Annotated in this window: 23 protein-coding genes and 1 pseudogene; 8 read left to right on the top strand and 16 right to left on the bottom strand. The window is 65.7% G+C overall.

Features of this window, described 5'->3' with window-relative positions; all coding sequences use genetic code 11:
* Positions 1-75 precede the first annotated feature (75 nt).
* The gene (locus IFT63_RS02625) at positions 76-978 is read right to left on the bottom strand and encodes an alpha/beta hydrolase-fold protein (protein WP_192083171.1); all 903 of its coding nucleotides are present in this window, start codon (positions 976-978) and stop codon (positions 76-78) included.
* Positions 975-1,601, bottom strand: a complete 627-nt coding sequence (locus IFT63_RS02620; protein WP_192083170.1) for a YiiX/YebB-like N1pC/P60 family cysteine hydrolase — start codon at positions 1,599-1,601, stop codon at positions 975-977. Before IFT63_RS02620 ends, IFT63_RS02625 begins: the two co-directional genes overlap by 4 nt.
* Before the next feature lie 133 nt (positions 1,602-1,734).
* On the opposite strand from IFT63_RS02620, the gene IFT63_RS02615 reads away from it, so the two are divergent.
* The gene (locus IFT63_RS02615; protein ID WP_192083169.1) at positions 1,735-2,688 is read left to right on the top strand and encodes a cation diffusion facilitator family transporter; all 954 of its coding nucleotides are present in this window, start codon (positions 1,735-1,737) and stop codon (positions 2,686-2,688) included.
* A gap of 30 nt (positions 2,689-2,718) precedes the next feature.
* Here IFT63_RS02615 and IFT63_RS02610 read toward each other — a convergent pair whose 3' ends face one another.
* The 3 genes from IFT63_RS02610 to IFT63_RS02600 form a co-directional block, all read right to left on the bottom strand.
* Complete coding sequence (locus tag IFT63_RS02610; protein ID WP_192083168.1) at positions 2,719-3,291, bottom strand: DUF308 domain-containing protein; 573 nt, start codon at positions 3,289-3,291, stop codon at positions 2,719-2,721.
* 134 nt (positions 3,292-3,425) lie between these two features.
* On the bottom strand, positions 3,426-4,013 hold the full coding sequence (locus tag IFT63_RS02605; protein WP_042612644.1) for a TetR/AcrR family transcriptional regulator: 588 nt from the start codon (positions 4,011-4,013) through the stop codon (positions 3,426-3,428).
* A 204-nt stretch (positions 4,014-4,217) separates the two neighbouring features.
* The gene (locus IFT63_RS02600) at positions 4,218-5,882 is read right to left on the bottom strand and encodes a CocE/NonD family hydrolase (protein ID WP_192083167.1); all 1,665 of its coding nucleotides are present in this window, start codon (positions 5,880-5,882) and stop codon (positions 4,218-4,220) included.
* Positions 5,883-5,997: 115 nt separating this feature from the next.
* Between IFT63_RS02600 and IFT63_RS02595 the strand changes: the two are divergent.
* A pseudogene (locus IFT63_RS02595) lies at positions 5,998-6,461 on the top strand (transposase); the annotation flags it as partial.
* Here IFT63_RS02595 and IFT63_RS02590 read toward each other — a convergent pair.
* Entirely contained in the window at positions 6,399-6,683 is a 285-nt protein-coding gene (locus IFT63_RS02590; RefSeq protein WP_192084209.1) for a hypothetical protein, read from the bottom strand. The pseudogene IFT63_RS02595 and the gene IFT63_RS02590 overlap by 63 nt on opposite strands.
* 326 nt (positions 6,684-7,009) lie before the next feature.
* Positions 7,010-7,156 carry a hypothetical protein gene (locus tag IFT63_RS02585; RefSeq protein ID WP_192084208.1) on the bottom strand — a complete coding sequence of 49 codons (147 nt, stop codon included), beginning with the start codon at positions 7,154-7,156 and terminating at the stop codon, positions 7,010-7,012.
* 244 nt (positions 7,157-7,400) lie between these two features.
* On the opposite strand from IFT63_RS02585, the gene mutS reads away from it, so the two are divergent.
* The 4 genes from mutS (at position 7,401) to katG (ending at position 15,257) form a co-directional block, all read left to right on the top strand.
* Entirely contained in the window at positions 7,401-9,971 is a 2,571-nt protein-coding gene (gene mutS / locus IFT63_RS02580) for a DNA mismatch repair protein MutS (RefSeq protein ID WP_249404320.1), read from the top strand.
* Between the two features lie 153 nt (positions 9,972-10,124).
* A complete protein-coding gene (locus IFT63_RS02575) occupies positions 10,125-12,143 on the top strand; it encodes an acyltransferase family protein (protein ID WP_192083165.1) in 2,019 nt (672 codons plus the stop codon).
* Between the two features lie 89 nt (positions 12,144-12,232).
* A complete protein-coding gene (locus IFT63_RS02570; protein WP_192083164.1) occupies positions 12,233-12,862 on the top strand; it encodes a DUF937 domain-containing protein in 630 nt (209 codons plus the stop codon).
* Positions 12,863-13,019: 157 nt separating this feature from the next.
* Positions 13,020-15,257, top strand: coding sequence for a catalase/peroxidase HPI (gene katG / locus IFT63_RS02565; protein WP_192083163.1), 2,238 nt, complete (start codon positions 13,020-13,022; stop codon positions 15,255-15,257).
* A 62-nt stretch (positions 15,258-15,319) separates the two neighbouring features.
* Here katG and IFT63_RS02560 read toward each other — a convergent pair whose 3' ends face one another.
* Positions 15,320-15,727 carry an RNA-binding S4 domain-containing protein gene (locus IFT63_RS02560; protein WP_192083162.1) on the bottom strand — a complete coding sequence of 136 codons (408 nt, stop codon included), beginning with the start codon at positions 15,725-15,727 and terminating at the stop codon, positions 15,320-15,322.
* 178 nt (positions 15,728-15,905) lie between these two features.
* On the opposite strand from IFT63_RS02560, the gene IFT63_RS02555 reads away from it, so the two are divergent.
* Positions 15,906-17,393, top strand: coding sequence for an MATE family efflux transporter (locus IFT63_RS02555; RefSeq protein ID WP_192083161.1), 1,488 nt, complete (start codon positions 15,906-15,908; stop codon positions 17,391-17,393).
* Positions 17,394-17,550: 157 nt separating this feature from the next.
* Here IFT63_RS02555 and IFT63_RS02550 read toward each other — a convergent pair whose 3' ends face one another.
* The 8 genes from IFT63_RS02550 to ffh all read right to left on the bottom strand — a co-directional run bounded on the left by IFT63_RS02550 (position 17,551) and on the right by ffh (position 23,554).
* Positions 17,551-17,931 carry a DUF6404 family protein gene (locus IFT63_RS02550; RefSeq protein WP_042612637.1) on the bottom strand — a complete coding sequence of 127 codons (381 nt, stop codon included), beginning with the start codon at positions 17,929-17,931 and terminating at the stop codon, positions 17,551-17,553.
* 88 nt (positions 17,932-18,019) lie between these two features.
* Positions 18,020-18,427: a 50S ribosomal protein L19 gene (gene rplS, locus IFT63_RS02545; RefSeq protein ID WP_042612636.1), complete on the bottom strand. Its 408-nt coding sequence runs from the start codon at positions 18,425-18,427 to the stop codon at positions 18,020-18,022.
* 156 nt (positions 18,428-18,583) lie between these two features.
* Positions 18,584-19,342 (bottom strand): tRNA (guanosine(37)-N1)-methyltransferase TrmD, encoded by a 759-nt coding sequence (gene trmD / locus IFT63_RS02540; protein ID WP_192083160.1) that lies wholly within the window; start codon positions 19,340-19,342, stop codon positions 18,584-18,586.
* A complete protein-coding gene (gene rimM, locus IFT63_RS02535; protein WP_192083159.1) occupies positions 19,342-19,854 on the bottom strand; it encodes a ribosome maturation factor RimM in 513 nt (170 codons plus the stop codon). Before rimM ends, trmD begins: the two co-directional genes overlap by 1 nt.
* Before the next feature lie 43 nt (positions 19,855-19,897).
* Complete coding sequence (rpsP, locus tag IFT63_RS02530) at positions 19,898-20,158, bottom strand: 30S ribosomal protein S16 (protein WP_042612633.1); 261 nt, start codon at positions 20,156-20,158, stop codon at positions 19,898-19,900.
* 102 nt (positions 20,159-20,260) lie between these two features.
* Positions 20,261-21,040 carry an aminotransferase class IV family protein gene (locus IFT63_RS02525; RefSeq protein ID WP_192084112.1) on the bottom strand — a complete coding sequence of 260 codons (780 nt, stop codon included), beginning with the start codon at positions 21,038-21,040 and terminating at the stop codon, positions 20,261-20,263.
* 20 nt (positions 21,041-21,060) lie between these two features.
* Positions 21,061-22,134 carry a nitronate monooxygenase gene (locus tag IFT63_RS02520; protein ID WP_192083158.1) on the bottom strand — a complete coding sequence of 358 codons (1,074 nt, stop codon included), beginning with the start codon at positions 22,132-22,134 and terminating at the stop codon, positions 21,061-21,063.
* A 43-nt stretch (positions 22,135-22,177) separates the two neighbouring features.
* A complete protein-coding gene (ffh, locus tag IFT63_RS02515) occupies positions 22,178-23,554 on the bottom strand; it encodes a signal recognition particle protein (protein WP_192083157.1) in 1,377 nt (458 codons plus the stop codon).
* A 120-nt stretch (positions 23,555-23,674) separates the two neighbouring features.
* Here ffh and ccsA point away from each other — a divergent pair, with 120 nt between their 5' ends.
* A complete protein-coding gene (gene ccsA / locus IFT63_RS02510; protein WP_192083156.1) occupies positions 23,675-24,472 on the top strand; it encodes a cytochrome c biogenesis protein CcsA in 798 nt (265 codons plus the stop codon).
* Positions 24,473-24,507: the final 35 nt, after the last annotated feature.

The following is a 24,507-nucleotide window of genomic DNA, read 5'->3' as shown; positions in this document are numbered from 1 at the left end:
GGGGCGGCTCCGCGCTGGCCGTGGTAGCGCCGAGCCATGCTCGGCGGATGCCTCAGGTGGCGACCAAGGTCGCCACTACGGTGCGGACTTGCCCGGCAGCAGATAGCGCAGCCCCAGCGTGAAACCACGTGGTGCGATGCTCAGGTGGTCCTCGTCGTTCAATACATCCAACCGCATCACCAGCGAGGGATAGCCACGGCTGCGCAGCGTGCGCTCCATGCGCCGCGCGTCCTCCACCATGTCATCGTCCTGCAGGTAACGCGGATCACCGACCCGCTTCGCCTCGTACTCGCCGATGTAGAAATACACCCTCGCCGGCATGTCCTTCAGGGTTGCCGCAGACGCCTGTTCCATGCGCTCCATCACGTGCTGGTCGAACCAGTACGACGGGCTGCCCAGCACATAGCCGGAAAACAGCGACGGCTCGCTCAGCAGGATCTGCGTGCCCAGCAGTGCACCATAGGAATGGCCCAGGAACAGCCGCTGCGTCTCATCGGTGCGGAAGCGCCCGGCCACGAACGGCAGCACCTGGTCGCGCAGGTAAGCGGCGTGCGCCGCGCCGCCGCCATGCACCGCATCGGCCGGCGCACCGTCTGCGCCGTTGGCGGTGGGCGTGTAGTCGCGGCGGCGGCTCGGCATGCCTTCCTCACCCACTGCGTAGGACAGCCCGACCAGGATGAACTCCTGCACCGAACTGCCCAGCCGGCGGCCAACCTGGCGCAGTACCGGGAAGGCATAGTCGGCATCGGTGACGTACAGCACCGGGTAGCGGCGCGCGGGCTCCTTCCCGTACGAAGCGGGCAGCTGCACGAACACCTGGTAATCGCGTCCGGAAGCAGGATCCGGCACGTCCCATACCTGGCTGCCGATGATCTCGTACGGTTGGCCGTGTCCGCGCTGTGCAGGGGCGCGCTCACCCGCGCTTGCACCGCCCACCAGCAGCACGGCGAACAAACTCGATACCAGCAGGCGCATCATTCCATCTCCCCGATGCGCTCAAGCACCGGCGCAGCGGACATGTCGTTCGGGTTGGTGCCCGGCGCGCCCTGTGGCACGTCCATGCCGCGGCTGCGGTAGAACTCCACCCAGTACGGCGACACTTCTCCCGTCTGCAGGTTCCTGAAGTTCATCGGCTGGGTGGCAAACACCTGCTGCGCCCGGAACGCACGTTCGATGAAATCCGAGCAGTAGTAGCTGTCCTCATCCTGCACGTAGGTGTCGTTGTAGGGCTTGCCCAGCAGGGTGCGCGCCGTGGCGATGGCTGCCGGAATGGCCGCGCGCTTTTCCCCCTTCAGGCGGTACAGCACCACGTGGCGGTGCTTGGCACGGGCATCATCGAGGAAGCTGTCCAACGTCTGTTCGCGCGATCCCTTGTCATCGGCATGCAGCACGACCGCGCCGCCGGATTGACGTGCGATCAGCGCGACGTGGTCGTAGCTCAGGGTGCCTGGCTTGCCGGTGGCATCGTTGATCGCACCGCTCAGGCCGGTGGTGGCGGCGGTGACGAACAACAGATCCCCGTTCTGGGGCTGGGGCGGCGTGGCCTGCACCGGCAGCAGCGGCGTAAGCAACAAGGCAAGGCATAGCAGGTAGGTTCGCATAGACAATCACACGACAGGACAAGACCGTGATGATGCCATGCCGCTTCTGCCGCGGGATGCCCCCCGGCGCGCCCTGCACGCAGCCGGCACGGCCGCTTGCCGATGATATAGCCCCCCACCCGTCTGCCCTGCCATGGCCAAGCCGTCCGGTTCCCGTCTCGTGATCTACGCCGCGCTCGCCGGCAACCTCGCCATCGCCATCGCCAAGTTCATTGCCGCTGGCCTGTCCGGCAGCTCGGCCATGGTCAGCGAAGGCGTGCATTCGCTGGTCGACACCATCAACGAACTGCTGTTGCTGTACGGCCTGCACCGCGCCGAACGCACGCCCGATGCAACGCATCCGTTCGGCCATGGCCGCGAGCTCTACTTCTGGAGTTTCATCGTCGCCCTGCTGGTGTTCGCCGCCGGTGCCATCGTGTCCGGCTACCAGGGCGTTCAGCACATCCTGCACCCGGAACCGGCGACCAACCACCTGGTGAGTTACATCGTGCTCGGTGTTTCGATGGTGTTCGAAGGCACGTCGTGGTGGATCGCGCTTCGCGAATTCCGCGCTACCAAGGGTCAAATGGGCTACTTCGAAGCGTTCCGACGCAGCAAGGACCCCACCACCTTTACCGTACTGTTGGAAGACAGCGCGGCGCTGCTCGGCCTGGGCTTTGCGATGGTCGGCCTGCTCGCCGCGCAGGTGCTGGACATGCCGGTGCTGGATGGCGTGGCGTCGCTGTGCATTGCCGCCGTGCTGGCTGCCACCGCCTTTCTGCTGGCCCGCGAAACCAAGGGACTGCTGGTCGGCGAAGCGGCGCACCCGCATGTGGCCGAACGCATTCTCGAAGTAGCCAACGCCGATCCGGACGTGCGCCGTGCCAACGGCCTGAGCACCATGCAGATGGGACCCAACCAGGTGGTGGCGATGCTCAGTGCGGAGTTCGAAGATGACCGCACCACGCCGCAGATCGAGGAATGCATCACCCGCATCGAGCAGGCGGTGAAGCGCGAGTATCCCGAGCTGACAGCGGTGTTCATCAAACCGCAGACGCCGGAGGTGTATCGGGCGCGGCGGGCGGCGATGCTGGCCGGGCCGCCCTGACAGCATCGCAGGATCGTCCGGCCGTGCTCGTCAGCCGGCGTGCTGCCGCCGATTCCTCACCGCCAGCCAGACCGCCGATATCAGGAAGTACACCGCACCCAGCGCCGCGTAGGGCGCCACCGTGACCACGCCCAGAGCGGCGCCGCTTGCGGCCATCTTGAAGAAAAAGACACCGGCCGCGGCAGACTGCGCGCCGCTGAGGATCATGACCCACTGCCCGCTGGATGTTCTCCAGCGGCGCACTGCGGTCGCCAGTTGGAGCAGGCCCGACAGGATCGCCCAGGTGCCGAATACTTTGATGGTGGCTGGCATGCTGATGGTCGATGCCCAGCCGATGGCGACGGTGACAACGGCACTGATCACCAGGTTGAGCGTCTGCGTCGAGTTGCGGATCAACCCGCCATTCCTCCGCGCATCAACGTAATTGGCGAAGGCGTCCCACGCCGGGTAGATCACCAACAGGACCGCTCCGAGCGTTGCATCGTGCCTTCCCAGCAGCACCGCCAGCGCGATCCAGGCCAAGGAGACTCCTGCCCGGAGGAAGTAATAGGTTGCCAGCCACTGATTGGCGGTGGGGGACGAGGGAGACTTGGCTGCTTGCATGATGGTTTCCAGTGAATGTTGGGCTGCGGAAATAACTGTATATCTACTAGTTGATAGGCCGCATGACCATGCCGAAGCGGCCTGTACGAATGCGGTGGTCCGTTTACCTGGCGGAGCAGCGACTTACACGGGGCTCAGTGGCCACTCGTAAGACGACCGATGGATGCCCGCACCACGGATTCAAATGCGTCCGGATCATCAAGCCCTCGCGCGGCCAGCATGGCCCCGTATACCGAGGACATGAAAACCTGGGCTTCAAGCGCAGGACTCTGCGTCAGGTGGAACTGCCCGCTCGCCACCCCACGCTCCAGGGTGGATGCAAGCCATGCCGCAAGATCTGCGAAATGGCCACGCACCTCGCTGGCGACCTCCAGAGGAATGGTCGGCAACTCCGCTGCCAGCATCGCGGCAATGCAGAAGGACGACTTGCCTCCCCGGATGCAGCTTGACCAGTAATCCGCGTAGGCGGTCAGTTCCTTGAGGGGATCGGCCAGTTGCCGTTCCAGCAGTCCCAGCCCTTCAGATGCCTCGGCCCGATAGCGCGCCACCACCTCACGCACCAGATCCACCTTGCTGGGAAAATGATGGTGGATGCTCGCCTTGCTGATCTGCACCAACGCCGATATATCGGCATAGCTGAAGCTGTTGTAGCCGCCAGATTCAAGCAGCGTCCGTGTGTGCGCGACGATCTCGGCACTTTTGGGGGAAAGCTGGGCAAACATAGCGGCATCACCGTAAGCGAGGATGCCATCCTACCTATAGGTAGACCCAAAAGCAATCCACCGTCATTCCCCCGCGCAGTTCAGCGCGAGGGGGGTTGAGTTCCCGGTTGAGGGCAACGATCGCCGCTCACCGTTCTTGGGGAAAATTCCAAGCCCTTCCTGGGCCGCCTCCAAGCTGTCAAGCCTACAAGCGCCTCCCAGCGTTCAACCTGGAATGATTGGCAGGTCCACCCGGGATGGGTGACGGCTGTCGTGCAGAATTCGCTGCTTGGCGATACGCATGGCGACTCCCCTGTCCTCTCTTTCGCCAGTGTTCAAATTCCGGCCCCAGCGCGGGAAGTTGCTTGAAGTGACGTGCACTCGAAGACGGTGCCCTGCTTTGATCAAAATCGACGTCGACCAGAGATCGATACCGACCTCATCCACCCTGCCCGGCTCGCTGCGAACTCGCGTGATGCCGTCGACGATGTTGCGGGAAACACCGGCGTTGTCGACCTCACACAGTCGAACGACCCAGTCAGTCGAGGGGCCGTCGGTGACCGCAAACAAAGTTGCCCTGATTCGCCCGGTGATCTCCGTATTCCGCTCAAACGCTTCCGTCGTGAACACCAGCACGTCGTCACGGCCCTCGACCTCTCGCTGGTCAAATGGCCCGGCGGGGTAGTCGGCATCCATGAACAGGTTACCGCCGCGTGTGATCACCGGGTTGGCCGGGTCGTAGACGTATTTCGACTCCCCGCCTTCTTGTTCTGGCAGCTCCCAGCGCAGTGTCGAATCGGGCGCCAGATAGAGGGGCGTGGTGATCGCTCGCGCAAGCGGCCAGTCTGGTTCGACTCTCCATTCGTTCGTCCCCATGACGAAAATCAGCACGCCCGAGGCGTGTGCGCTGGTCGCAGGAGACCCCTTGAGCCAGTGATCGTACCAATCGAAGTGCAGCTTTGAGATTGGTTCACCGCCCGGCATGAGCGACAACGGGCCGAAGTTGACCTCACCAACCTCTCCCTTACTGACAGCGGAAATCGTTGAAGTGTGCATCCAAGGCCCAACGATGAGTCGAGTCACGACGCCGCGTGCGCGCATCGCACTGTAATTGTCCAGCGCACCCTGTTGGAACACGTCGTACCAGCCCGCGAAATTGAGTGAAGGCACGATGATTTGGTCGTAGCGGCCGGCCACCCGGGAGTCGTCCGTTGTCGATCGGTCCTCGAACGCGCGTGCAACGCCGAGGTCCGGCATACCCAGTTCCACGAAGTAAGGTTGCGCGGCGGAAGGCAGTGCCCAGATGCTCTCATTGAGGCCGGCGTAATGCGGAAATGCCGCTTTCGCCTTTGCGGACGCCTCGTCCGGGGGATAGACCTTGTGGAAGTGACTCAGCGCCATTCCAATACTCCAGAAGGCGTTAATGCCAAGCTCGGTGGCCCCGCCACGGAACAGCAGCCCATCCTCCGGATCCGCCCACGTCACCATCGGCGCGATCGCTGCCAGACCAGGTGCGCGAGCGATGGCCGAACTCCACTGGGTGCTGCCGTTGTAGCTGCCACCGAACATGCCGACTTTGCCGTTACTCTTCGGCAGCGATGACGCCCATTCAACAGTGTCGTAGCCGTCCTCTCGCTCGTATTTCCACGGCAACCACTCTCCGTCCGAAGACCCGCTGCCACGAGTGTCCAACCGAACGACGATATAGCCGGCGCGCGCCGCATCGAGAACCTCGAAGCCCATCGCGAGCGGGGCATTCTTGTCATAGGGGGTGCGCTCGACCAAGACGGGATAGGGCCCATCACCGGCCGGGGTTGATACGTTTGCCCTTAGGATAGTGCCGTCTCTCATCAGCACGGGAACATCAAACTCAACATTGATCTTCTGCATTTCCAGCAAAACTCCTTCCAAGGGTGGTCTGAACAAATCTGCACGAAATCCGATGGTAGTGCCGGCCGCTGGCCGGCAAGATTGAGTTCCATCAGATAACGTTGAAGGCCCCTCCATGCGGCTGACATTCGGTGACGTCGAAGGCCTGGCCCAGCGCAAGAAGACGCGCCGCGAGCTGTTCCTCAACGACATGGACCCGGTGGTGCCTTGGAAGCGACTGCTGGCACTGATCGAGCCGCACTATCCGGTTGCAGGCCGCCGCGGCCGTCAGCCGTGTCCACTGGCAACCATGCTGCGCATCCATTTCCTGCAGCAGTGGTACGCGTTGAGCGATCCGCCGATGGAAGAAGCGTTGTACGACACGGCGGGGATGCGCCGGTTCGCCGGTATCAACAGCCTGGAGCGCATCCTGATGAGACTACGGTCCTCAACTTCCCCCGGTTGCTGGAGACGCACGGGCTGGCCGCCAAGATGCCTGAGGCGGTCTACGCACACCTGCAGCATCAGTGCCTGAGCCTACGTGCGGGCACGATCATGGATGCCACGATCATCCACGCGCCAAGCTCGACCAAGAATCGCATTCACCGCAATGCGCTTTTCCCGATCCATGCAGTAGCCCACCGCGCGACTGGCCCAACGGAAAGTCAGTTCTGCGGTGGTGACGGTTGGCTTGTCAGACGCCGTGGTTGTGGCATTCGCGCGCTTGGTGCCCTCGGCCAGGTGGCGCTTGCCCTTGGCGATTTCGTCAAACGCGTCCAAAGTCCGCTGCTCGTTGACCAAGTCACCGATAGGACAATCCAACAGATCCGCCTCAGCCCGGCCGAGCCGCTTCTCGGCTTATTCCAGCCCCCGAAGGCTGCTGTCCTTGGCGGGCCTTGCCCGCTCGATCAGGTGACGGCGACAGGGCGCAAAGCACGCCTCTACCGTCATGAGGCTAACCCGGATCTCGTCCTTGTCGATTTGCTTGGCCTGGGCGGGCGTCCTGCCACTGGCTTGCATGGAAGCCAGAGCAACCCTGGCGTCTTCACGGGCCTTGGCAAGCGTAATGTCCCGTCAGTTCCCCAAGGTCGCTTTGAGCACACCGGGTCCGATGCGCCGCTGCAGGATGTAGCTCATCCCGGTTTTGTTCACCGCCACACCAGAGCCAAGCGGCGCGTTTCGGTGCTGTCGAACACCACATAGCGCTTCTGATCCGTATTCGGGGCAAACTTGGCGATCTTGCCCTCGGCGTTGACCTCCGGCACGCGCGTGAAAGACAGCTGCTCTTTGACCATGGTCGCCGTGAGCGCCAGACGTCAAGAGGCCTTGTTATTCATCGTGTAGCTCCGGGTGGACCCTGTTTCGCTGGACGTTATCCTAGGGCGCTACGTTGGCGCTACAGGCGCTTGTCCGAAGACGGGAACAGATGCCCCTACTCGTCCGCAGTTGCTGCCAAACAGATTACTTAAAGCATTGATTGATATGTCAAAAATTGAAAAGCAGCAGAAATCCGGAAGTGCGCCAGAGCACACCCCGCTCATGAAGCAGTTCTTCGCCGCCAAGTCCGAGTTCCCGGACCTGCTGCTGTTCTTCCGCATGGGCGATTTCTACGAGCTGTTCTATGACGACGCACGCAAGGCCGCGCGGCTGCTGGACATCACCCTGACCCAGCGTGGCAGCTCCGGCGGTGCCCCGATCCCGATGGCCGGTGTTCCCGTGCATGCCTATGAAGGCTACCTGGCCCGGCTGGTGGCTCTGGGCGAATCGGTGGCGATCTGTGAACAGATCGGCGACCCCGCCCTGGCCAAGGGGCTGGTGGAACGCAAGGTGGTGCGCATCGTCACCCCCGGCACCGTCACCGACGAAGCCCTGCTGGACGAGCGCCGCGACACCCTGCTGATGGCGCTCTCGCGCAGCAGGTCCGGCTATGGACTGGCGTGGGCAGACCTGGCCGGCGGGCGCTTCCTGGTCAATGAAGTCGACACCGATGATGCGCTGGAAGCCGAACTGGCACGGTTGGAGCCGGCCGAACTGCTGGTTCCCGACGAAGAAAACTGGCCGGAATTCCTGCGCCAGCGCAAGGGCGTGCGCCTGCGTGCGCCGTGGCTGTTCGACGCCGACAGTGGCCGCCGCCAGCTGCTCGCGTTCTTCAAGCTGCATGACCTCAGTGGTTTCGGCATCGATGACAAACCACGTGCCACCGGTGCCGCCGGTGCGCTGCTGGGCTACGTCGAAGAAACCCAGAAGCAGCGCCTGCCGCACCTGACGTCCATCGCGATGGAAAACGCGGGCGAAGCGATCGCGATGAATGCCGCCACGCGCCGCCATCTGGAGTTGGATACCCGCGTCGATGGGGATACCCGCAACACGCTGCTCGGCGTGCTGGACAGCACCGTCACCCCGATGGGCGGGCGCCTGCTGCGGCGCTGGCTGCACCGGCCGTTGCGCCTGCGCGAGGTGCTGATACAGCGCCACCATGCCGTGGAAACCCTGATCGACCGCGGCGCGGATGCGGATATCCGCGAACAGTTCCGGCGCCTGGGCGACCTGGAACGCATCCTGACCCGCGTGGCGCTGCGTTCGGCGCGCCCCCGCGATTTTTCCACACTGCGCGATGGCCTGGGGCTGCTGCCGTCGGTGCGCGAGGTGCTTGCCCCGCTGGATTCGCCGCGCCTGCAGGCGTTGAACCAGCTGCTCGGCGAGCATGACGACTGCGCGCGCCTGCTGGCCAGCGCCATCGCCGACATGCCGCCGCTCAAACTCAGCGACGGCGGTGTACTGGCCGATGGCTTCGATGAAGAACTGGATGAACTGCGCCGGCTGTCCACGCATGCCGACCAGTTCCTGATCGACCTGGAACAGCGCGAACGCGAGAGCAGCGGCATCGCCACGCTGAAGGTCGGCTACAACCGCGTCCACGGCTATTACATCGAAATCAGCAAAGGCCAGTCCGACCGCGCGCCGGTGCACTACACCCGCCGCCAGACACTGACCAATGCCGAGCGCTACATCACCGAAGAACTGAAGAGCTTTGAAGACAAGGTGCTTTCCGCGCGCGACCGCTCCCTGTCGCGCGAAAAGCAGCTTTACGAGCAACTGCTGGACACCCTGGGTGACTGCCTGGAGCCGCTGAAGCAGTGCGCCGGCGCGCTGAGCGAGCTGGATGTGCTGGCAGGCTTCGCCGAACGCGCGCAGGCGCTGGACTGGTCGCGGCCGGAGCTGGACACCGCGCCCTGCCTGAAGATCGAACGCGGCCGCCACCCCGTGGTGGAAGCGGTGCGCGACCAGCCGTTCGAACCCAACGACCTGGACCTGCACCCGGAACGCCGCATGCTGGTGATCACCGGCCCCAACATGGGCGGCAAGTCCACGTATATGCGACAGAACGCGTTGATCGTGCTGCTGGCCCATATCGGCAGCTTCGTGCCCGCCAGCCGTGCGGTGATCGGGCCGATCGACCGCATCCTGACCCGCATCGGCGCCGGCGACGACCTGGCGCGCGGGCAGTCTACGTTCATGGTGGAAATGGCCGAGACCAGCTACATCCTGCACCACGCCACTGCGCATTCGCTGGTACTGATGGATGAAATCGGTCGCGGTACGTCGACCTACGACGGCCTGGCGCTGGCCGATGCGGTGGCGCGCCATCTCGCGTGGCAGAACCGCTGTTACACGTTGTTCGCCACGCACTATTTCGAGCTGACCGCACTGGCCGGCGAACAGCACGAAGGCGGCCGCAGCGGCATCGCCAACGTGCATCTGGACGCGGTGGAACACACCGACCAGAACGGCGGCGAGCGGCTGGTCTTCATGCATGCAGTGAAGGATGGCCCGGCCAACCGCAGCTTCGGCCTGCAGGTAGCCGCGCTGGCCGGGCTGCCGCGGGCAACGGTGGCGCAGGCACGACGCCGGCTGGCCGAACTGGAACAGCGCGGCGGTGAAACCCAGTCGGCGGCCGTTGCGCCGCAGGCGCTGGATGCGCCGCAGCAGTTTGGATTGTTTGCCGCCCACAACACCGCCGCACTGGATGCCTTGGCGGCGGTGGACCCGGATGAACTGACGCCGCGGCAGGCGTTGGAAGCACTGTATCGGTTGAAAGCGCTCATCTGATTCTGGACGGCCCGCTGCGCTCGCCGACCATGGGTCGGCGCTACCGGGGCGGGCCCAACGCTGGCCAAACAGCAATCATGCGTGTCGCATCTGCTGCTTGTCCGCCACCGCGCAGCTTTCGATCCTGTGGCCTTGCCCGCCACAGGTTCGTCCATGTCCTATCCCAAACCGCGCCATGACAACGCCATCGATGGCATGCGTGCCATCGCCGTACTTGCGGTGGTCATCTTCCATGTCGATTCATCCCTGCTGCCCGGGGGCTTCAGTGGCGTGGACCTTTTCTTCGTAGTGTCCGGCTTCGTCATAAGCCAGTCGCTGGAATCGCGTCCGCACGCCCGTGCCGTCCCCTACCTGCTGGACTTCTACCGTCGCCGGGTCCTCCGCCTGCTGCCCGCCCTGCTGCTGGTGCTGCTGGCAACCTTCCTGCTGTCAGCCCTGCTGATGCCGCGTGCGTGGCGTAACGAGCAGTTCGACCAGACCGGACTGGGCGCGCTGTTCGGGGTCGCCAACTTCGTGCTGGCGTGGCAGCAGGGGGACTACTTCTCTCCGGGTGCAGACCTCAATCCGTTCCTGCATACCTGGACACTGGGCGTGGAGGAACAGTTCTACCTGCTGTTTCCGCTGCTGTTCCTGGTCTGGCTGCGGGCACGGCAATCGCGGCCATGGGTAAACGGGATCCTGCCGCTGCTGGCGTTGGCATCGCTGCTGTTGGCCGCCTGGCAGACCAAGGCCGCGCCCACCAGCGCGTTCTATCTGTTGCCAGCACGCCTGTGGGAACTGGCCGCTGGCGCGCTGCTGTACCAGTACATCGCCACCCGCACGCTGGCGCCGCATTGGCAAGGCTGGGCGGTGCCGGGACTGCTGCTGGTGGTGGTCGGGTTCCTGTTCGCCGGTGATCAGCCGGTGCCGTTCCCCGGCGCCATCGCCACCGTCGTCGGCACGGTGATGCTGCTTGGCGCTGCGGCATCGGCCAACGGCGCGGCACGCCCGCATGTCCTTCTGCGCGGCCTGCAATGGGCGCCGCTGGTGTACCTGGGAAGGTTGTCGTATTCGCTGTATCTGTGGCACTGGCCGTTGCTGGTCCTGCTGCGCTGGACCTACGGCATGCAGGGCATCGCCTTGTGGGCCTATCCCGTCATGCTGCTGGCCCTGGCCAGCGCGTCGTATCACTGGGTGGAATGCCCTCTGCGCAATGCTCACGCTGGTCGCCGCTGGCACCCCGGCAAAGTGCTGCTCTGCGCCATGGCCGGGCTGGGCGTTTCCACCGCAGGTGCATGGACCATCCTCCAGTACACCGACAGCCTGTCGTTGAGCGCCACGCGCGATGGCTACACCTGGAGGGCACAACGGCAACCCGCCTGGATGCCGGTCGAGCCGATCGATGCACCTGCACTTGCGGGCCGCCGTCTGTTCGTCGCTGGGGATTCGCACGCGGCGGCCTATCGCAACATGGTGACGATTGCGGCGCGACAGTTCGACCTTGAGCTACACATTGAAGAGCGCGGGGGTTGCAGCATCGTCAACCTGTTGCGGGCCAGCAGCGTCGACTGCGCGCCCTACCTGGATCGCGTCCTGCAGAAGATCGAGGATGAGGCGCGGCCCGGAGACATCGTACTGCTGGCCTCGCTGCGCATGCAGGAACTGCGCGACGCGGACTGGAGCGATGGCGAAGCAGCGGGCTTCGCTGCCCTGCGCGGCGAGCGCCGTGCGGAAGATACCGCTGCGGCCGAGCGCGACGCCGATGCCGTGCTGCAGCGATTGCAGGCGCTCAACGTGCAGGTGATCATCGATGCACCGATGCCGGTGTTCCGGTCAGCTGCCTACCGATGCTCCGATGCCTTCAACCGGATGAACCCGGCCTGCGCCGGGGGACTCAGCGTGCCGCGTGCGGAGATGGAGGCCCTGCGCGCGCCGCAGATGGCGATGCTGGAACGTCTGTCGGCGCGCTATCCGGCGCTGCACGTCTGGGATCCCATGCCTTTGCTGTGCACGCCACAGCGCTGCGCGGCAATGGATGGCGACCAGCCTCTGTTCTTCGACCAGGATCACCTGAGTGGGCACGGCAACCGCACCCTGCTGCCCGATTTCGACCGCCTGCTGCTGGAGATAGGGGAGCGCACTGTCGCGATGGCGGCACCGCCTGCTGCTGGTGTGCCCCAGGGCACACCGTGAAGCCTTCGCATCGCTTTCGTGCAGGCGGCGTTATGCTCGGCGGGTTCGACACCCGAGTCGCACCCACACCGAGCCGCAGGAGTTCCGCCATGAACACGCAGTCGCTCACCAGCTCCCTCCTCCAGCAGCTGCAGCAGGGTCCGGCCCTGCAGCAGGTGTCCCAGACCCTCGGCGTGGACAGCAACCAGGCCAGCCAGGCAATCCAGTCCGCGCTGCCGCTGCTGCTGGGCGCCCTGGGCAACAACGCCAGCAATCCCCAGGGTGCGCAGTCGCTGCTCAATGCACTGCAGCGTGATCACCTCGGAACCCGCCCGGCCGCCGCCAGCGGCGCAGGCGGTTTCGACCTCGGCGGCCTGCTGGGTGCGGTGCTCGGCGGGGCCGGCGGCCAGGCCACCAATGGGGCCGGCATCCTGGGTCATGTATTCGGCAGCCAGAGTCCGCAGGCCGCGCAGCTGCTGGGCCAGAAGACCGGGCTGGACAGCAGCAGGTCCGGCCAGCTGCTGGCCCTGCTTGCCCCGATCGTGATGTCGTTCCTCGCCCAGAAATTTGCCCAACAGGGCAACGCCGGCCAGCTCAGCCAGGCTCTCGGACAGGAAGCACAGTCATCAGGCATGGCCGGCGGTGGCCTCGGCGCACTGCTCGATCAGGACGGCGATGGGCAGTTTGGCCTCGGTGATGTCCTGAAAATCGGCGGTGGACTGCTCGGCAAGCGCCCCTGATTGGGCACGACTGTCCAATCGCTCCTAGTTCATAGCTTCTTACTATTGATGAGGTTGAGCGAATCGAATGTACGTTCCCGCGCCCGGTGCTTACCGTGGAGGGGAACCTCGATTCACGTTCCCTATTAAACATTCGCCAGTACACAGGTAGAGACCCATGAATAGCGAAGCGAAGTGCCCGTTCAACCACGCCGTCACCGGTGAAGGCACCACCAACCGGGACTGGTGGCCCAAGCAACTGCGCGTGGACCTGCTCAACCAGCATTCCTCGCGCTCCAATCCGCTGGATCCGCAGTTCGACTACGCCGCCGCGTTCAAAGGCCTGGACTACCAGGCGCTGAAGAATGACCTGAAAGCGTTGATGACCGACTCGCAGGACTGGTGGCCGGCCGACTTCGGGCACTACGGTGGCCTGTTCGTGCGCATGGCCTGGCACAGTGCGGGCACCTATCGCATCGGCGATGGTCGCGGCGGTGGCGGCCGTGGGCAGCAACGCTTCGCCCCGCTCAACAGCTGGCCGGACAATGTCAGCCTGGACAAGGCACGACGCCTGTTGTGGCCGATCAAACAGAAGTACGGGCAGGCTGTTTCCTGGTCGGACCTGCTGATCCTCACCGGCAATGTCGCGCTGGAATCGATGGGCTTCAAGACACTCGGCTTTGCTGGCGGTCGCCCGGATACCTGGGAACCCGACCAGGACGTGTACTGGGGCCGCGAGACCACTTGGCTCGGCGGCGACGAACGCTACAAGCACGGTTCGGAGGGCGTGGAGAAGGCCGGCGGCGTGCTGGTATCCGATGACGACGCCGACGGCGACGTGCATTCGCGCAAGCTGGAAAACCCGCTGGCCGCCGTGCAGATGGGCCTGATCTACGTGAACCCCGAAGGCCCGGACGGCAACCCCGATCCGTTGCTGGCCGCTTTCGACATCCGCGATACGTTCGGTCGCATGGCGATGGACGATGAGGAAACCGTTGCGCTGATCGCCGGTGGCCACAGCTTCGGCAAGACCCACGGTGCAGGCCCGGCCGACAATGTCGGGCCGGAACCCGAGGCCGATGGACTGGAACGCCAAGGCCTGGGCTGGAGCAACCGCTTCGGCAGCGGCAAGGGCGGGGACACCATCACCAGCGGCCTGGAAGTCACCTGGACGCGCACCCCGGCGCAGTGGAGCCACGACTTCTTCGAGCTGCTGTTCAAGCACGAGTGGGAACTGACCAAGAGTCCCGCCGGTGCCCACCAGTGGGTGGCCAAGGATGCCGAGGCGGTGATTCCCGATGCACACGATGCGTCGAAGAAGCACCGTCCGACCATGCTGACCACCGATCTGTCGCTGCGTTTCGATCCGGCCTACGAAAAGATCTCGCGCCGCTTCCTGGCCGATCCGCAGGCCTTCGCCGATGCCTTCGCGCGCGCCTGGTTCAAGCTGACGCATCGCGACATGGGCCCGCGTGCCCGTTACCTGGGCCCGGAAATCCCGGCCGAAACCTTCATCTGGCAGGATCCGGTGCCCGAACCCACGCACCCATTGGTGGACGCCAGGGACGTGGCCGCGCTGAAGCAGAAGATCGCCGCCAGCGGGCTGGACGTGGCCGAACTGGTGTCCACCGCGTGGGCATCGGCGTCGACCTTCCGTGGCGGAGACAAGCGCGGTGGCGCCAATGGGGCACGCGTGCGCCTGGCCCCGCAGAAGGACTGGGCGGTCAACCAGCCGCAGCAGCTGGCCAAGGTGCTGGCCGCGCTGGAGAAAGTGCAGGCCGACTTCAACGGTGCCGGTGGCGCCCAGGTTTCACTGGCTGACCTGATCGTGCTGGCCGGTGGCGTGGGCATCGAGCAGGCGGCAAAGGCCGGTGGCCATGACATCAGCGTGCCGTTCACTCCAGGCCGTACCGATGCCAGCCAGGAACAGACCGATGTGGAATCCTTCGCGGTGATGGAGCCGGCAGCCGATGGCTTCCGCAACTACCTCAAGGGCCGCTACAGCGTCCCCGCCGAAGCGCTGCTGATCGACAAGGCCCAGCAGCTGACCCTGACCGCACCGGAATTGACCGCACTGGTCGGCGGCCTGCGCGTGCTGGGCGCCAACGTGGACGGCGGCAAGGACGGCGTGCTGACCGATCGTGTCGGCACGCTGAGCAACGACTTCTTCGTCAACCTGCTGGACATGGGCACGCAGTGGAAGGCCGCCGGCGATGGCTACGAAGGCAGCAGCCGCGACGGCGGTGGCACGCGCTGGACCGCCAGCCGTGCGGACCTGGTGTTCGGATCGAACTCGGTGCTGCGCGCGGTGGCCGAGGTGTATGCCAGTGCCGATGGCCAGAAGAAGTTCGTGCAGGACTTCGTCGCCGCTTGGACGCGGGTGATGGAGCTGGATCGCTACGACCTGCACGGCTGAAGTCGCAGTCCCTGACCCGGGTGGGTGACGACCGTTGGTCGTCACCGCCTTCCACCCCACACTCAAAGCGCGTCCAGGTCCCCCAACGCGCGGATCAGCTTTCGCGCCCGCTTGTCCGGCTTGTGCTCCGGCGCCTTGTAGCCATCACGCGCCGCGATCCGCACTGCACGCTGCTCTGCACGGCGTGCCTTGGATGCGTCTGTTTCCGCATACAGTTGCTGGGCCACCGGCGCCGGACCGCGCTGGTCGCTCAACGCGGCCACCGCGATTTCGAACTGCTCTTCGCCGCGCTCGATGGTCAGCTGCTCGCCGACCCGCACCGCGCGCGAGGACTTCGGCCGCTGGCCAGCTACGGTCACCTTTCCGGTTTCAACGGCCTGTTTGGCCAGGCTGCGGGTCTTGAAGAATCGTGCCGCCCACAACCAGATATCCAGGCGGACGCTGGGCTGCGGCAGGGAAAGCTCGGTCATCGACAGGGGTTGCTCCGCGGGCTCGTTCAAGGAGATGCTGCTCAGGACATGCGGCCGTCCCTGCGGCAATCAAGCTTCCTCCTGCTACCTGCTGTGCCCCTCGGTGAATGATTCACCGGCACATCCCGCAGACCCGCCAAATGCTAGTGTGCGCGCACGCCCGTTCGATCTCCAACCCATGGCAAAAGCGCCGCTCGACCTCACTTCCGGCCCCATCGGGCGCAACCTGCTGCTGTTCTCCCTGCCGATCCTGGCGGGCAACATCGCGCAGTCGCTGAATGGCTCGGTGAATGCGGTCTGGGTCGGGCGGTTCCTCGGCGAAGCGGCACTGACCGCGACGGCCAACGCCAACAACATCATGTTCTTCCTGATCGGCTCGGTGTTCGGCATCGGGATGGCCTCGACCATCCTGATCGGCCAGGCGATGGGCGCCAAGGACATCGGCCAGGCACGCCGGGTGATGGGGACCAGCGCCACGTTCTTCATCGGCTTGTCGGTGGTGATCGCCGTGGCCGGCTGGTTCCTGGCGCATCCCCTGCTGGCGGCGATGGGCACGCCGGCGGCCTCGCTGCCGCTGGCCGAGGCCTACCTGAAGGTCATCTTCCTGGCGATGCCGACGTTGTACGCGTTCGCCTTCCTCAGCGCGGCGATGCGCGGCGCGGGCGATTCGCGTACGCCTTTCCGCTTCCTGCTGGTTTCCGTCGCGCTGGACATCGTGTTCAACCCGCTGCTGATCTTCGGCCTCGGGCCGCTGCCGGAGCTGGGCATTGCCGGTGCGGCGTGGGCCACGCTGATCGCGCAGACGCTGTCGTTGGTTGCGCTGCTGCTGTACATGCGCCACAAGCGCCACGTGCTGTGGCTGGGGCGCAGGGACATGGCGCTGTTCAAAGTGGACCTGCCGATCCTGAAAGCGCTGGTGGTGAAGGGCGTGCCGATGGGCCTGCAGATGGTACTGATCTCGCTGTCGATGATCATGCTGATGACCATGGTCAACCAGTACGGCACCGATACCGCTGCGGCCTACGGCGCATCGCTGCAGCTGTGGACCTACGTGCAGATGCCGGCGATGGCGATCGGTGCGGCGTGCTCGTCGATGGCGGCGCAGAATGTCGGTGCGCAGCTGTGGGGACGCGTACGTGCCACCGCGCGCCAGGGCGTGCTGTTCAATTTCCTGATGACGGGCGTGCTGATCGCCCCGTTGATCCTGCTTGACCGCTACACGCTGGCACTGTTCCTGCCCGATGGCAGCCAGGCGCTGCAGGCGGCACGGCACCTCAACCACATCGCGGTGTGGTCGTTCCTGTTCTTCGGCGTCAGCTTCGTGATCTCCGGCGTGGTGCGCTCCACCGGCGCGGTGCTGGCGCCGCTGCTGATCCTGGCCGGGTCGCTGTGGGGTGTGCGGGTGCCCTTCGCCGAACTGCTGCAGCCGTACCTGGGCGTGGACGCGATCTGGTGGAGTTTCCCGGCCAGCTCACTGGTGTCGATGCTGCTGTCGCTGGCCTATTACCGCTGGGGCGGATGGCGCAAGGCCCGGATGCTGGACAGCCCCGCGCACGGCACGCCGGCCGAAGTCCCGGCCAGTCCGCCTTCGCCGGTAGCCGACCCGGATGCTGCGTTGGAAATCGCCGCCCCTGCGGCCGCGTCGCCCGCCGCGCCACCGCGCTGAGGCCGCCCGCGCAGGGCCCGCTGCGCTCGCCGACCATGGGTCGGCGCTACCCTGTTCCCGGTAGCGCCGAGCCATGCTCGGCGGAATCTCTCCGCGCAGGGCCCGCTGCGCTCGCCGGCCATGCGTCGGCGCTACCGGGTGTGTCATGGACCTTGCCTCAGGGCGCGATGTCTTTCCACAGCGGCAGGCCCAAGCGCTGCCGCTGATAGCGCAGCATCACCGCCATCAACACGCCGAAGGCCAGGCCGGCCAGGACGGCCGTGGTCACCATCCCCAGCCCGGTCATGCCGCTACTGCGCCACAGCATCAGCCACATCACCGTGCCCCAGCCGATGCCGAACCACGCGCCGGTGGTCAGCACATTGGTGGCGAAGCCGGTCAGGATCGGCGGCGCCACGCCCCAGCCCAGCCGCCAGAAAAGGCGGTACAGCGGTGGCGCGGACATCGAGCGCTTCACGCCAGCGGCGTCCAGCTGCTGCAGCGCGCGGCGCACCTGCGGTGGATAGCGCTCGGAAATCGGGGGAGTAGACGTATTCATGCCCGGAACATAGCCGCTGCGCGGACCCAAACGCAAACGGCCGCCCGAAGGCGGCCGTTGCGGCGACAACCGGAGTTGTCGGCAGGTATTACTGGGCAGCCTTGGCAGCCAGGCGCGCGACCTTGGCCTGCGCAGCAGCAGCCAGATCTTCCTTGATGCGGGCAGCCTTGCCTTCCAAGCCACGCAGGTAGTACAGCTTGCCGGCGCGGACCTTACCACGACGCTTCACTTCGACCGAGTCGATGATGGCGCTGTGGGTCTGGAAGACGCGCTCGACGCCGTAGCCGTGCGAGATCTTGCGCACGGTGAAGGCCGAGTTCAGGCCGCCGTTCTTGGTCGCGATCACAACGCCTTCGTAGGCCTGGACGCGCTCACGGTTGCCTTCTTTCACCTTCACGTTCACGACGATGGTGTCGCCCTGGCTGAACTTCGGCAGTTCGCGGGTGATCTGGGCGGCTTCGAAGTCCGCGAGAATGGTTTTGTTCAGCTTGCTCATGGGTTACACCGATTCATATGTTCGGGTGGGCGTGTCATTCGACAGCGTGGGCTCATGCGGTCACTGGACTGTGCCGCACGTTTGTTATGTATGGAGCACATCGACCAGTACGGGCGATGGTAATTCGCAATCATAGCCCAATACGGGCCGTCCTTGCTAGGGGTTCTTGTCGCTTTCCAATGCGTCCCGGCCCTGTGCCAGCAGCTTGCGGTCGGCCTTGTTCAACGTGGACTCGTCCAGTAATTCGGGCCGCCGCTGCCAGGTCCGCAGCAGCGACTGCTGCCTGCGCCAGGCGGCGATGGCGGCATGGTTGCCCGAGCGCAGCACATCCGGGACGTCGCCCAGCGGATGCTGGGCCGGCTGGCTGAAATGCGGGCAATCGAGCAGCCCCAGTTCACCTTCGAAGCTGTCCTGGGCGGCGGATTCGGCGTCATTCAACGCGCCCTCCTGCAACCTGGCCACGGCGTCGATGATCACCGCCGCCCCCAGTTCGCCGCCGGACAGCACGTAATCGCCGAGGGAAATCTCCTCGTCGACTTCGCTGGCCAGGAACCGCTCGTCGATCCCCTCGTAACGGCCGCAGAGCAGGATCATGCGCGGCAATGCCGCCAGTTCACGCACCTTGGCCTGGGTCAACGGGCGTCCCTGCGGACTCAGGTAGATCACCGGCGCCGGGGTCGGGTCCGCCGCGCGCACCGCGGACAGGCAGGCCTGCAGCGGTTCGATCAGCATCACCATGCCCGGCCCACCGCCGAACGGACGGTCGTCCACGCGACGATAGTTGCCTTCGGCGTAATCACGCGGGTTCCAGCCGTGCAGGCTGAACAACGCTTTTTCCTGCGCCCGGCCGACCACGCCCAGTCCGGCGGACTGGGCAAGGAATTCCGGGAACAGGGTGATGACGTCAAAGCGCATCAGAAGTCCGGATCCCAGTCGACGATGACCAGATTGGCATCGAAGTCCACGGATTTGACGAACTCCGGCTGCACGAACGGGATCATCCGCTCACGGTCGCCGCGGGTGACCAGCACGTCGTTGGAACCGGTGGAGAACAGGTGCGACACCTGGCCCAGCGATACCGCCTCGACGGTCTTGACGTCCAGGCCTTCCAGGTCGACCCAGTAGTACTCGTCCGGCTTCGGCGGCGGCAGCGAACTGCGGGCCACGTAGACCTCGGTACCGCGCATGGCCTCGACCACGTCGCGGTCATCCACGTCGGGGAACCGGGCGATCAGGTGCTTGCCGGTATCGCGGCCGCGGACGCCGGAAACGGTGGATTCCTGCCCCGAAGGGCTGACCACGATCCACGGCTGGTAATTGAAGATGGCAGAACGCGGCTCGGTCCAGGACTCGAGCTTAAGTTCGCCGCGCACACCAAAAGCGCCGGCAACCCTGCCCAGCAGGATCCGGCGCTCGATATCTTTCATCTGCGTATGCCAGATGGGCCGCGACGGGCGCGGCCCTTCAAGATCAGGCCGCAGCGGCCTGGGACTTGGACGCTTCCTTGATCAGGTTGCGGACCTTGTCGGTCGGCTGGGCGCCGTTCTTGACCCAATGGTCAACGCGGGCCAGGTCCAGCTCGATGCGCTTCTCGCCACCCTGTGCAACCGGGTTGTAGAAACCGACGCGCTCGATGTTGCGGCCGTCGCGGGCGCTACGGACGTCGGTCACGATGATGTGGTAGAACGGACGCTTCTTGGCGCCGCCGCGGGTCAGTCGAATCTTGACCATGGTGTATTTTCCTATGTAACCCAGTCGCCAGGATGGCGCGGTAAGCCGACGATTATAGCGGCAGGTTCGGCCCAAGCCAACCCCAGCCTGGGTTTGCGACCTTCACGCCTGCAACGGCTGCCACGGCACCGCGGCCATCACTGCCCTGCCCTGCCCGGCCAGCGCCTCCGATCCGGCCAGCGCGCGGCCATCGATCGCCACCAGCGGCCAGATGCCGCTGGCGTTGCAGGCAAACGCGGCCTGCACCTCGTCCAGTTCTGCCACGCCCACCGGCTTTGCCACCTGCGGCCCATTCCAGTGTTGCCGCAACAGGGTCTCGGCGGTGCCGCGCAGCGCCGGGGCCTGGGGCCATACCAGCTGCTGCCCATCGTGCAGGGCCAGGTTCCAGGTGCTGCCTTCGCTGACCAGACCCTCCTCGTTCAGGAACAGCGCATCGTCGAAGCCGGCGGCCATCGCCTCGCGTCGCTGCTGGAACAGACCGAAGGTGCCGACGTGCTTGAGCGCCGGCAATTCGCGTTGATAGCGCACGCTGCACACGGCGCGCGGCGCGCTCAGCCGTACCGGCGCGGACACCGCCACCAGCACGTCCACGGCTACCGTGGCGAGGGGAGCGCGGAAATCAAAAGCACGGGAAAACACCGTCACCCGCAGCGATGCGTCGGCCACTCCGGCATGCTGCAGCGCCTGCGCCATCCATCGCTGCACCTGGCCCTCATCCAGCACGCTGCCGAACAGCACCTGGGTTGCATGGGCCAATCGCTGCAGGTGCAGATCCAGCCCCTGCACCGCATTGCCGCGCACCTGCAGCGAAGTGAAGTGGCCGTAGTTGACCAGGGCCGCGCGCAACGTCGCCGCATCGGCCTGCTCGCCATTGCAGAACAGCGCGGTGCCGGTGGCTGCGCTCACAGGCGCGCCTGCGCGTCCTGCCACCAGCGTTGAAGCAGCGCAGCGGCTGGTTCGGCGCGCGCCATCCACGCCGATTGCCCTGCCCAGGCCTGCATCGAAGCCAGGGCGTTGTCACGTGCCGCCTGCGCACGCATCGCCGCGGTCAGCCCGCGTTGCACCGGATAGGGCCGCGGCGGCGGCGCATCGGCTTCGCCCGCCGCACGTACATAATCCGTGGCCAGCCCGCGTCCCAGCCGGCCACTGAAGGCACGGGTGGGCCAGGTGTCTTCCGGTTCCGTGGCGGCCAGCGCATCGGCCCATGCCGGCGCGATCGCCGCCTCCGGCGTGCGCAGGAACGCGGTACCGATCTGCACCGCGCTGGCACCCAGGGTCAGTGCCGCGGCGATGCCACGGCCGTCGGCGATGCCGCCTGCGGCAATCACCGGAATATCCAGATGGTCGACCAGGCGCGGCAGCAGCGAGAACAGGCCCACCAGCTGGCGCTCGGCCTGCGCCGGATCAAACGCACCGCGGTGTCCGCCGGCTTCGAAGCCCTGCGCCACCACCGCATCGGCACCGGCGGCCTGCGCCGCGCGCCCTTCGGCCAATGTGGTGGCACAGGCAATCCAGGCAATACCGGCCTGCTTGAGCTGCTGTACGTGGCGGTCCTCGAGCACGCCCATGATGGTGGACAGCACGGCCGGTCGTGCGGCGAGCACGGCGGTGAACTGATCATCGAAGTCCGCCGGACCGGCGTCGCCGGCACTGGCCGGCACCTCCGGCCCCCACTGCGCCAGCAGCGCGCGGGTCGCCGCTTCGGCCTGCACATCGCGCAGCGCAGGCGCATCGGGAATCCACAGATTCACCTGCGCCGGGCCGCTGCTGCGGCGACGGAACTCATCCATCCAGCGACCGATATCGGCCGCGGGGGAGAGCACCGCACCCATCGCGCCCATGCTGCCGGCGGTTGCCAGCGCCGCCGACAGCGGCACCGGACAGGCACCGGCCATCGGCGCCAGCAGGACCGGCATCTGCAGGTTGAAGCGCTGGCAGAAGCGTTCTACCCGGCCAGCAATTCCATCATCACGCATGCATCGACCCTCTTCGAAGGAGTCCGTGCGGGGCAATCCGGTATCAGCGGAACGGCAGGCCGCGGCCGCCCATGGCGCCCATCATGCCCTTCATGCTGCGCATCATGCCCTTCATGCCGCCGCCGGCCATCTTGCTCATCATCTTTTCCATCTGCATGTACTGCTTCATCAGCTTGTTGACGTCGGCCGGCTGGGTGCCCGAACCGCGCGCGATGCGGGCACGACGCGAACCGTTGAGCAGGCCCGGATTACGCCGTTCCTTCTTGGTCATCGAGCTGATGATGGCGATCATGCGCGGCACTTCCTTGCCCTGGCTGACCTGCGCCTTGAGGTGCTCGGGGATCTGCCCCAGGCCCGGCAGCTTGTCCATCAGCCCGCCGATGCCGCCCATGTTCTGCATCTGCTCCAGCTGGTCGCGCATGTCGTTCAGATCGAACTTCTTGCCCTTGGCGACCTTCTCGGCCAGCTTCTGCGCCTTGTCCTTGTCGACCTGCTGCTCGACCTGCTCCACCAGCGACAGCACGTCGCCCATGTCCAGGATGCGGCTGGCGATCCGGTCCGGGTGGAACACATCCAGGCCGTCCGGCTTTTCGCTGACGCCGACGAACTTGATCGGCTTGCCGGTGATGTAGCGCACGCTCAGCGCGGCACCGCCACGGGCGTCACCGTCGGTCTTGGTCAGCACCACGCCGGTCAGCGGCAGCGCATCGCCGAAGGCCTTGGCGGTGTTGGCCGCATCCTGGCCGGTCATCGCGTCGACCACGAACAGGGTTTCGGCCGGATTGACCGCAGCGTGCAGGGCCTTGATCTCGGCCATCATTGCTTCGTCGATGGCCAGGCGGCCGGCGGTATCGACGATCAGCACGTCCACGAAGGACTTGCGCGCATCATCGATCGCTGCGCGCACGATGGCTTCCGGCTTCTGGTCGGCGCTGGAGGCGAAGAACAGCACGCCTACCTGCTCGGCCAGGGTCTTCAGCTGCTCGATCGCGGCCGGACGGTAGACGTCGGCCGACACCACCATCACCTTCTTCTTGCGCTTTTCCTTCAGGTGCTTGGCAAGCTTGCCTACCGTAGTGGTCTTGCCCGCACCCTGCAGGCCGGCCATCAGGATGATTGCCGGTGCCGGCACATTGAGGTTCAGGTCGCTGGCTTCAGCGCCCATCACGTTGGTCAGCTCATCGCGGACCACCTTGATCAGGGCCTGGCCGGGGGTCAGCGACTTCAGCACTTCCTGGCCGACCGCGCGCTCCTTGATGCGCTCGATCAGCGCCTGCACCACCGGCAGGGCGACGTCGGCTTCCAGCAGCGCGATGCGCACTTCGCGGGTCGCGTCGCGGATGTTTTCCTCGGTCAGGCGGCCGCGGCCGCGCAGGCGCTCGATGGTGCCGGAAAGGCGCTGGGTCAGGGACTCGAACATGCGATGCAACCTGTCTGGAACGGGGGACAATGAGGCAGACAGTATAGCCGGTCGCCCCGGCGACCCGGGCGCGCGCGATGGGCCGTCGCCACTGCGTTGGGGGTGTGCGAAACTTCCACGATGACAATCGTTCTCATCGCAGCCCTGCTCTACCTGATCGCCACCGCCGCGCTGGTGCGCGCGGTCGGCAGCGATGCGCCGCGCCCGGGCCGCGGTTGGCTGGCCGCTGCGGTGCCGGCGCTGCTGCTGCACGCCGGCTACCACGTGCAGGTGGCGCTGCAGAGCGCCGGCGGGCCGGACATGCACTTCTTCGCCGCGCTGTCGCTGGTCGGCCTGGGCATGGCCGGGCTGACCTCGCTGGTCGGCGCGCGCGGTCGCATGGCCGCACTCGGCGTGGTGGTGTTCCCGCTGGCGGCGGTGCTGTTGGGCGCCTACCACGGCTATGGGCATGAGCCGAGCAAGGAACTGGGCTGGCGGCTTGCCACCCACGCGTGGCTGGCACTGCTGTCCTACGCCACGCTGAGCATCGCCGCGCTGCTGGCGATCATGCAGTGGCTGCAGGAACGCGCCCTGCGTCGGCGCGAATTCCGCCCCTGGCTGCGTGCCCTGCCGCCGCTGGCGGACCTGGAATCACTGTTGTTCCGGGTGATCACCGTCGGCTTCTTCCTGCTGACGCTGACCCTGGTCACCGGCGTGCTGTTCGTCGATGACCTGCTGGCGCAGAAACTGGTGCACAAGACCGTGCTCAGCGTGCTGTCGTGGATCGTGTTCGGCGTGCTGCTGATCGGCCGCCGTCGTTACGGCTGGCGCGGCCTGAAGGCGGTGCACTGGACCCTGAGCGCGATGCTGCTGCTGTTGCTGGCGTTCTTCGGCAGCCAGTTCGTGATCGAACTGGTGTTCGGGCATACGACCCGCTGAAGCAGCGGGCCGTATTCGCGCACTACCTGATCCGG

The organism is Stenotrophomonas sp. CFBP 13724 (genome assembly GCF_014841975.1).
In the GTDB taxonomy this organism is placed as follows: Bacteria; Pseudomonadota; Gammaproteobacteria; order Xanthomonadales; family Xanthomonadaceae; genus Stenotrophomonas; species Stenotrophomonas lacuserhaii.
The sequence above is the reverse complement of the archived record's forward strand: the minus strand, read 5'-3'. Positions and strand labels throughout refer to the sequence as shown.

Coding starts and splice junctions, on each gene's coding strand:
- IFT63_RS02625 (WP_192083171.1), bottom strand. CDS start 978: ATGATGCGCCTGCTGGTATCGAGTTTGTTCGCCGTGCTGCTGGTGGGC.
- IFT63_RS02620 (WP_192083170.1), bottom strand. CDS start 1,601: ATGCGAACCTACCTGCTATGCCTTGCCTTGTTGCTTACGCCGCTGCTG.
- IFT63_RS02615 (WP_192083169.1), top strand. CDS start 1,735: ATGGCCAAGCCGTCCGGTTCCCGTCTCGTGATCTACGCCGCGCTCGCC.
- IFT63_RS02610 (WP_192083168.1), bottom strand. CDS start 3,291: ATGCAAGCAGCCAAGTCTCCCTCGTCCCCCACCGCCAATCAGTGGCTG.
- IFT63_RS02605 (WP_042612644.1), bottom strand. CDS start 4,013: ATGTTTGCCCAGCTTTCCCCCAAAAGTGCCGAGATCGTCGCGCACACA.
- IFT63_RS02600 (WP_192083167.1), bottom strand. CDS start 5,882: ATGCAGAAGATCAATGTTGAGTTTGATGTTCCCGTGCTGATGAGAGAC.
- IFT63_RS02585 (WP_192084208.1), bottom strand. CDS start 7,156: ATGGTCAAAGAGCAGCTGTCTTTCACGCGCGTGCCGGAGGTCAACGCC.
- mutS (WP_249404320.1), top strand. CDS start 7,401: ATGAAGCAGTTCTTCGCCGCCAAGTCCGAGTTCCCGGACCTGCTGCTG.
- IFT63_RS02575 (WP_192083165.1), top strand. CDS start 10,125: ATGTCCTATCCCAAACCGCGCCATGACAACGCCATCGATGGCATGCGT.
- IFT63_RS02570 (WP_192083164.1), top strand. CDS start 12,233: ATGAACACGCAGTCGCTCACCAGCTCCCTCCTCCAGCAGCTGCAGCAG.
- katG (WP_192083163.1), top strand. CDS start 13,020: ATGAATAGCGAAGCGAAGTGCCCGTTCAACCACGCCGTCACCGGTGAA.
- IFT63_RS02560 (WP_192083162.1), bottom strand. CDS start 15,727: ATGACCGAGCTTTCCCTGCCGCAGCCCAGCGTCCGCCTGGATATCTGG.
- IFT63_RS02555 (WP_192083161.1), top strand. CDS start 15,906: ATGGCAAAAGCGCCGCTCGACCTCACTTCCGGCCCCATCGGGCGCAAC.
- IFT63_RS02550 (WP_042612637.1), bottom strand. CDS start 17,931: ATGAATACGTCTACTCCCCCGATTTCCGAGCGCTATCCACCGCAGGTG.
- rplS (WP_042612636.1), bottom strand. CDS start 18,427: ATGAGCAAGCTGAACAAAACCATTCTCGCGGACTTCGAAGCCGCCCAG.
- trmD (WP_192083160.1), bottom strand. CDS start 19,342: ATGCGCTTTGACGTCATCACCCTGTTCCCGGAATTCCTTGCCCAGTCC.
- rimM (WP_192083159.1), bottom strand. CDS start 19,854: ATGAAAGATATCGAGCGCCGGATCCTGCTGGGCAGGGTTGCCGGCGCT.
- rpsP (WP_042612633.1), bottom strand. CDS start 20,158: ATGGTCAAGATTCGACTGACCCGCGGCGGCGCCAAGAAGCGTCCGTTC.
- IFT63_RS02520 (WP_192083158.1), bottom strand. CDS start 22,134: ATGCGTGATGATGGAATTGCTGGCCGGGTAGAACGCTTCTGCCAGCGC.
- ffh (WP_192083157.1), bottom strand. CDS start 23,554: ATGTTCGAGTCCCTGACCCAGCGCCTTTCCGGCACCATCGAGCGCCTG.
- ccsA (WP_192083156.1), top strand. CDS start 23,675: ATGACAATCGTTCTCATCGCAGCCCTGCTCTACCTGATCGCCACCGCC.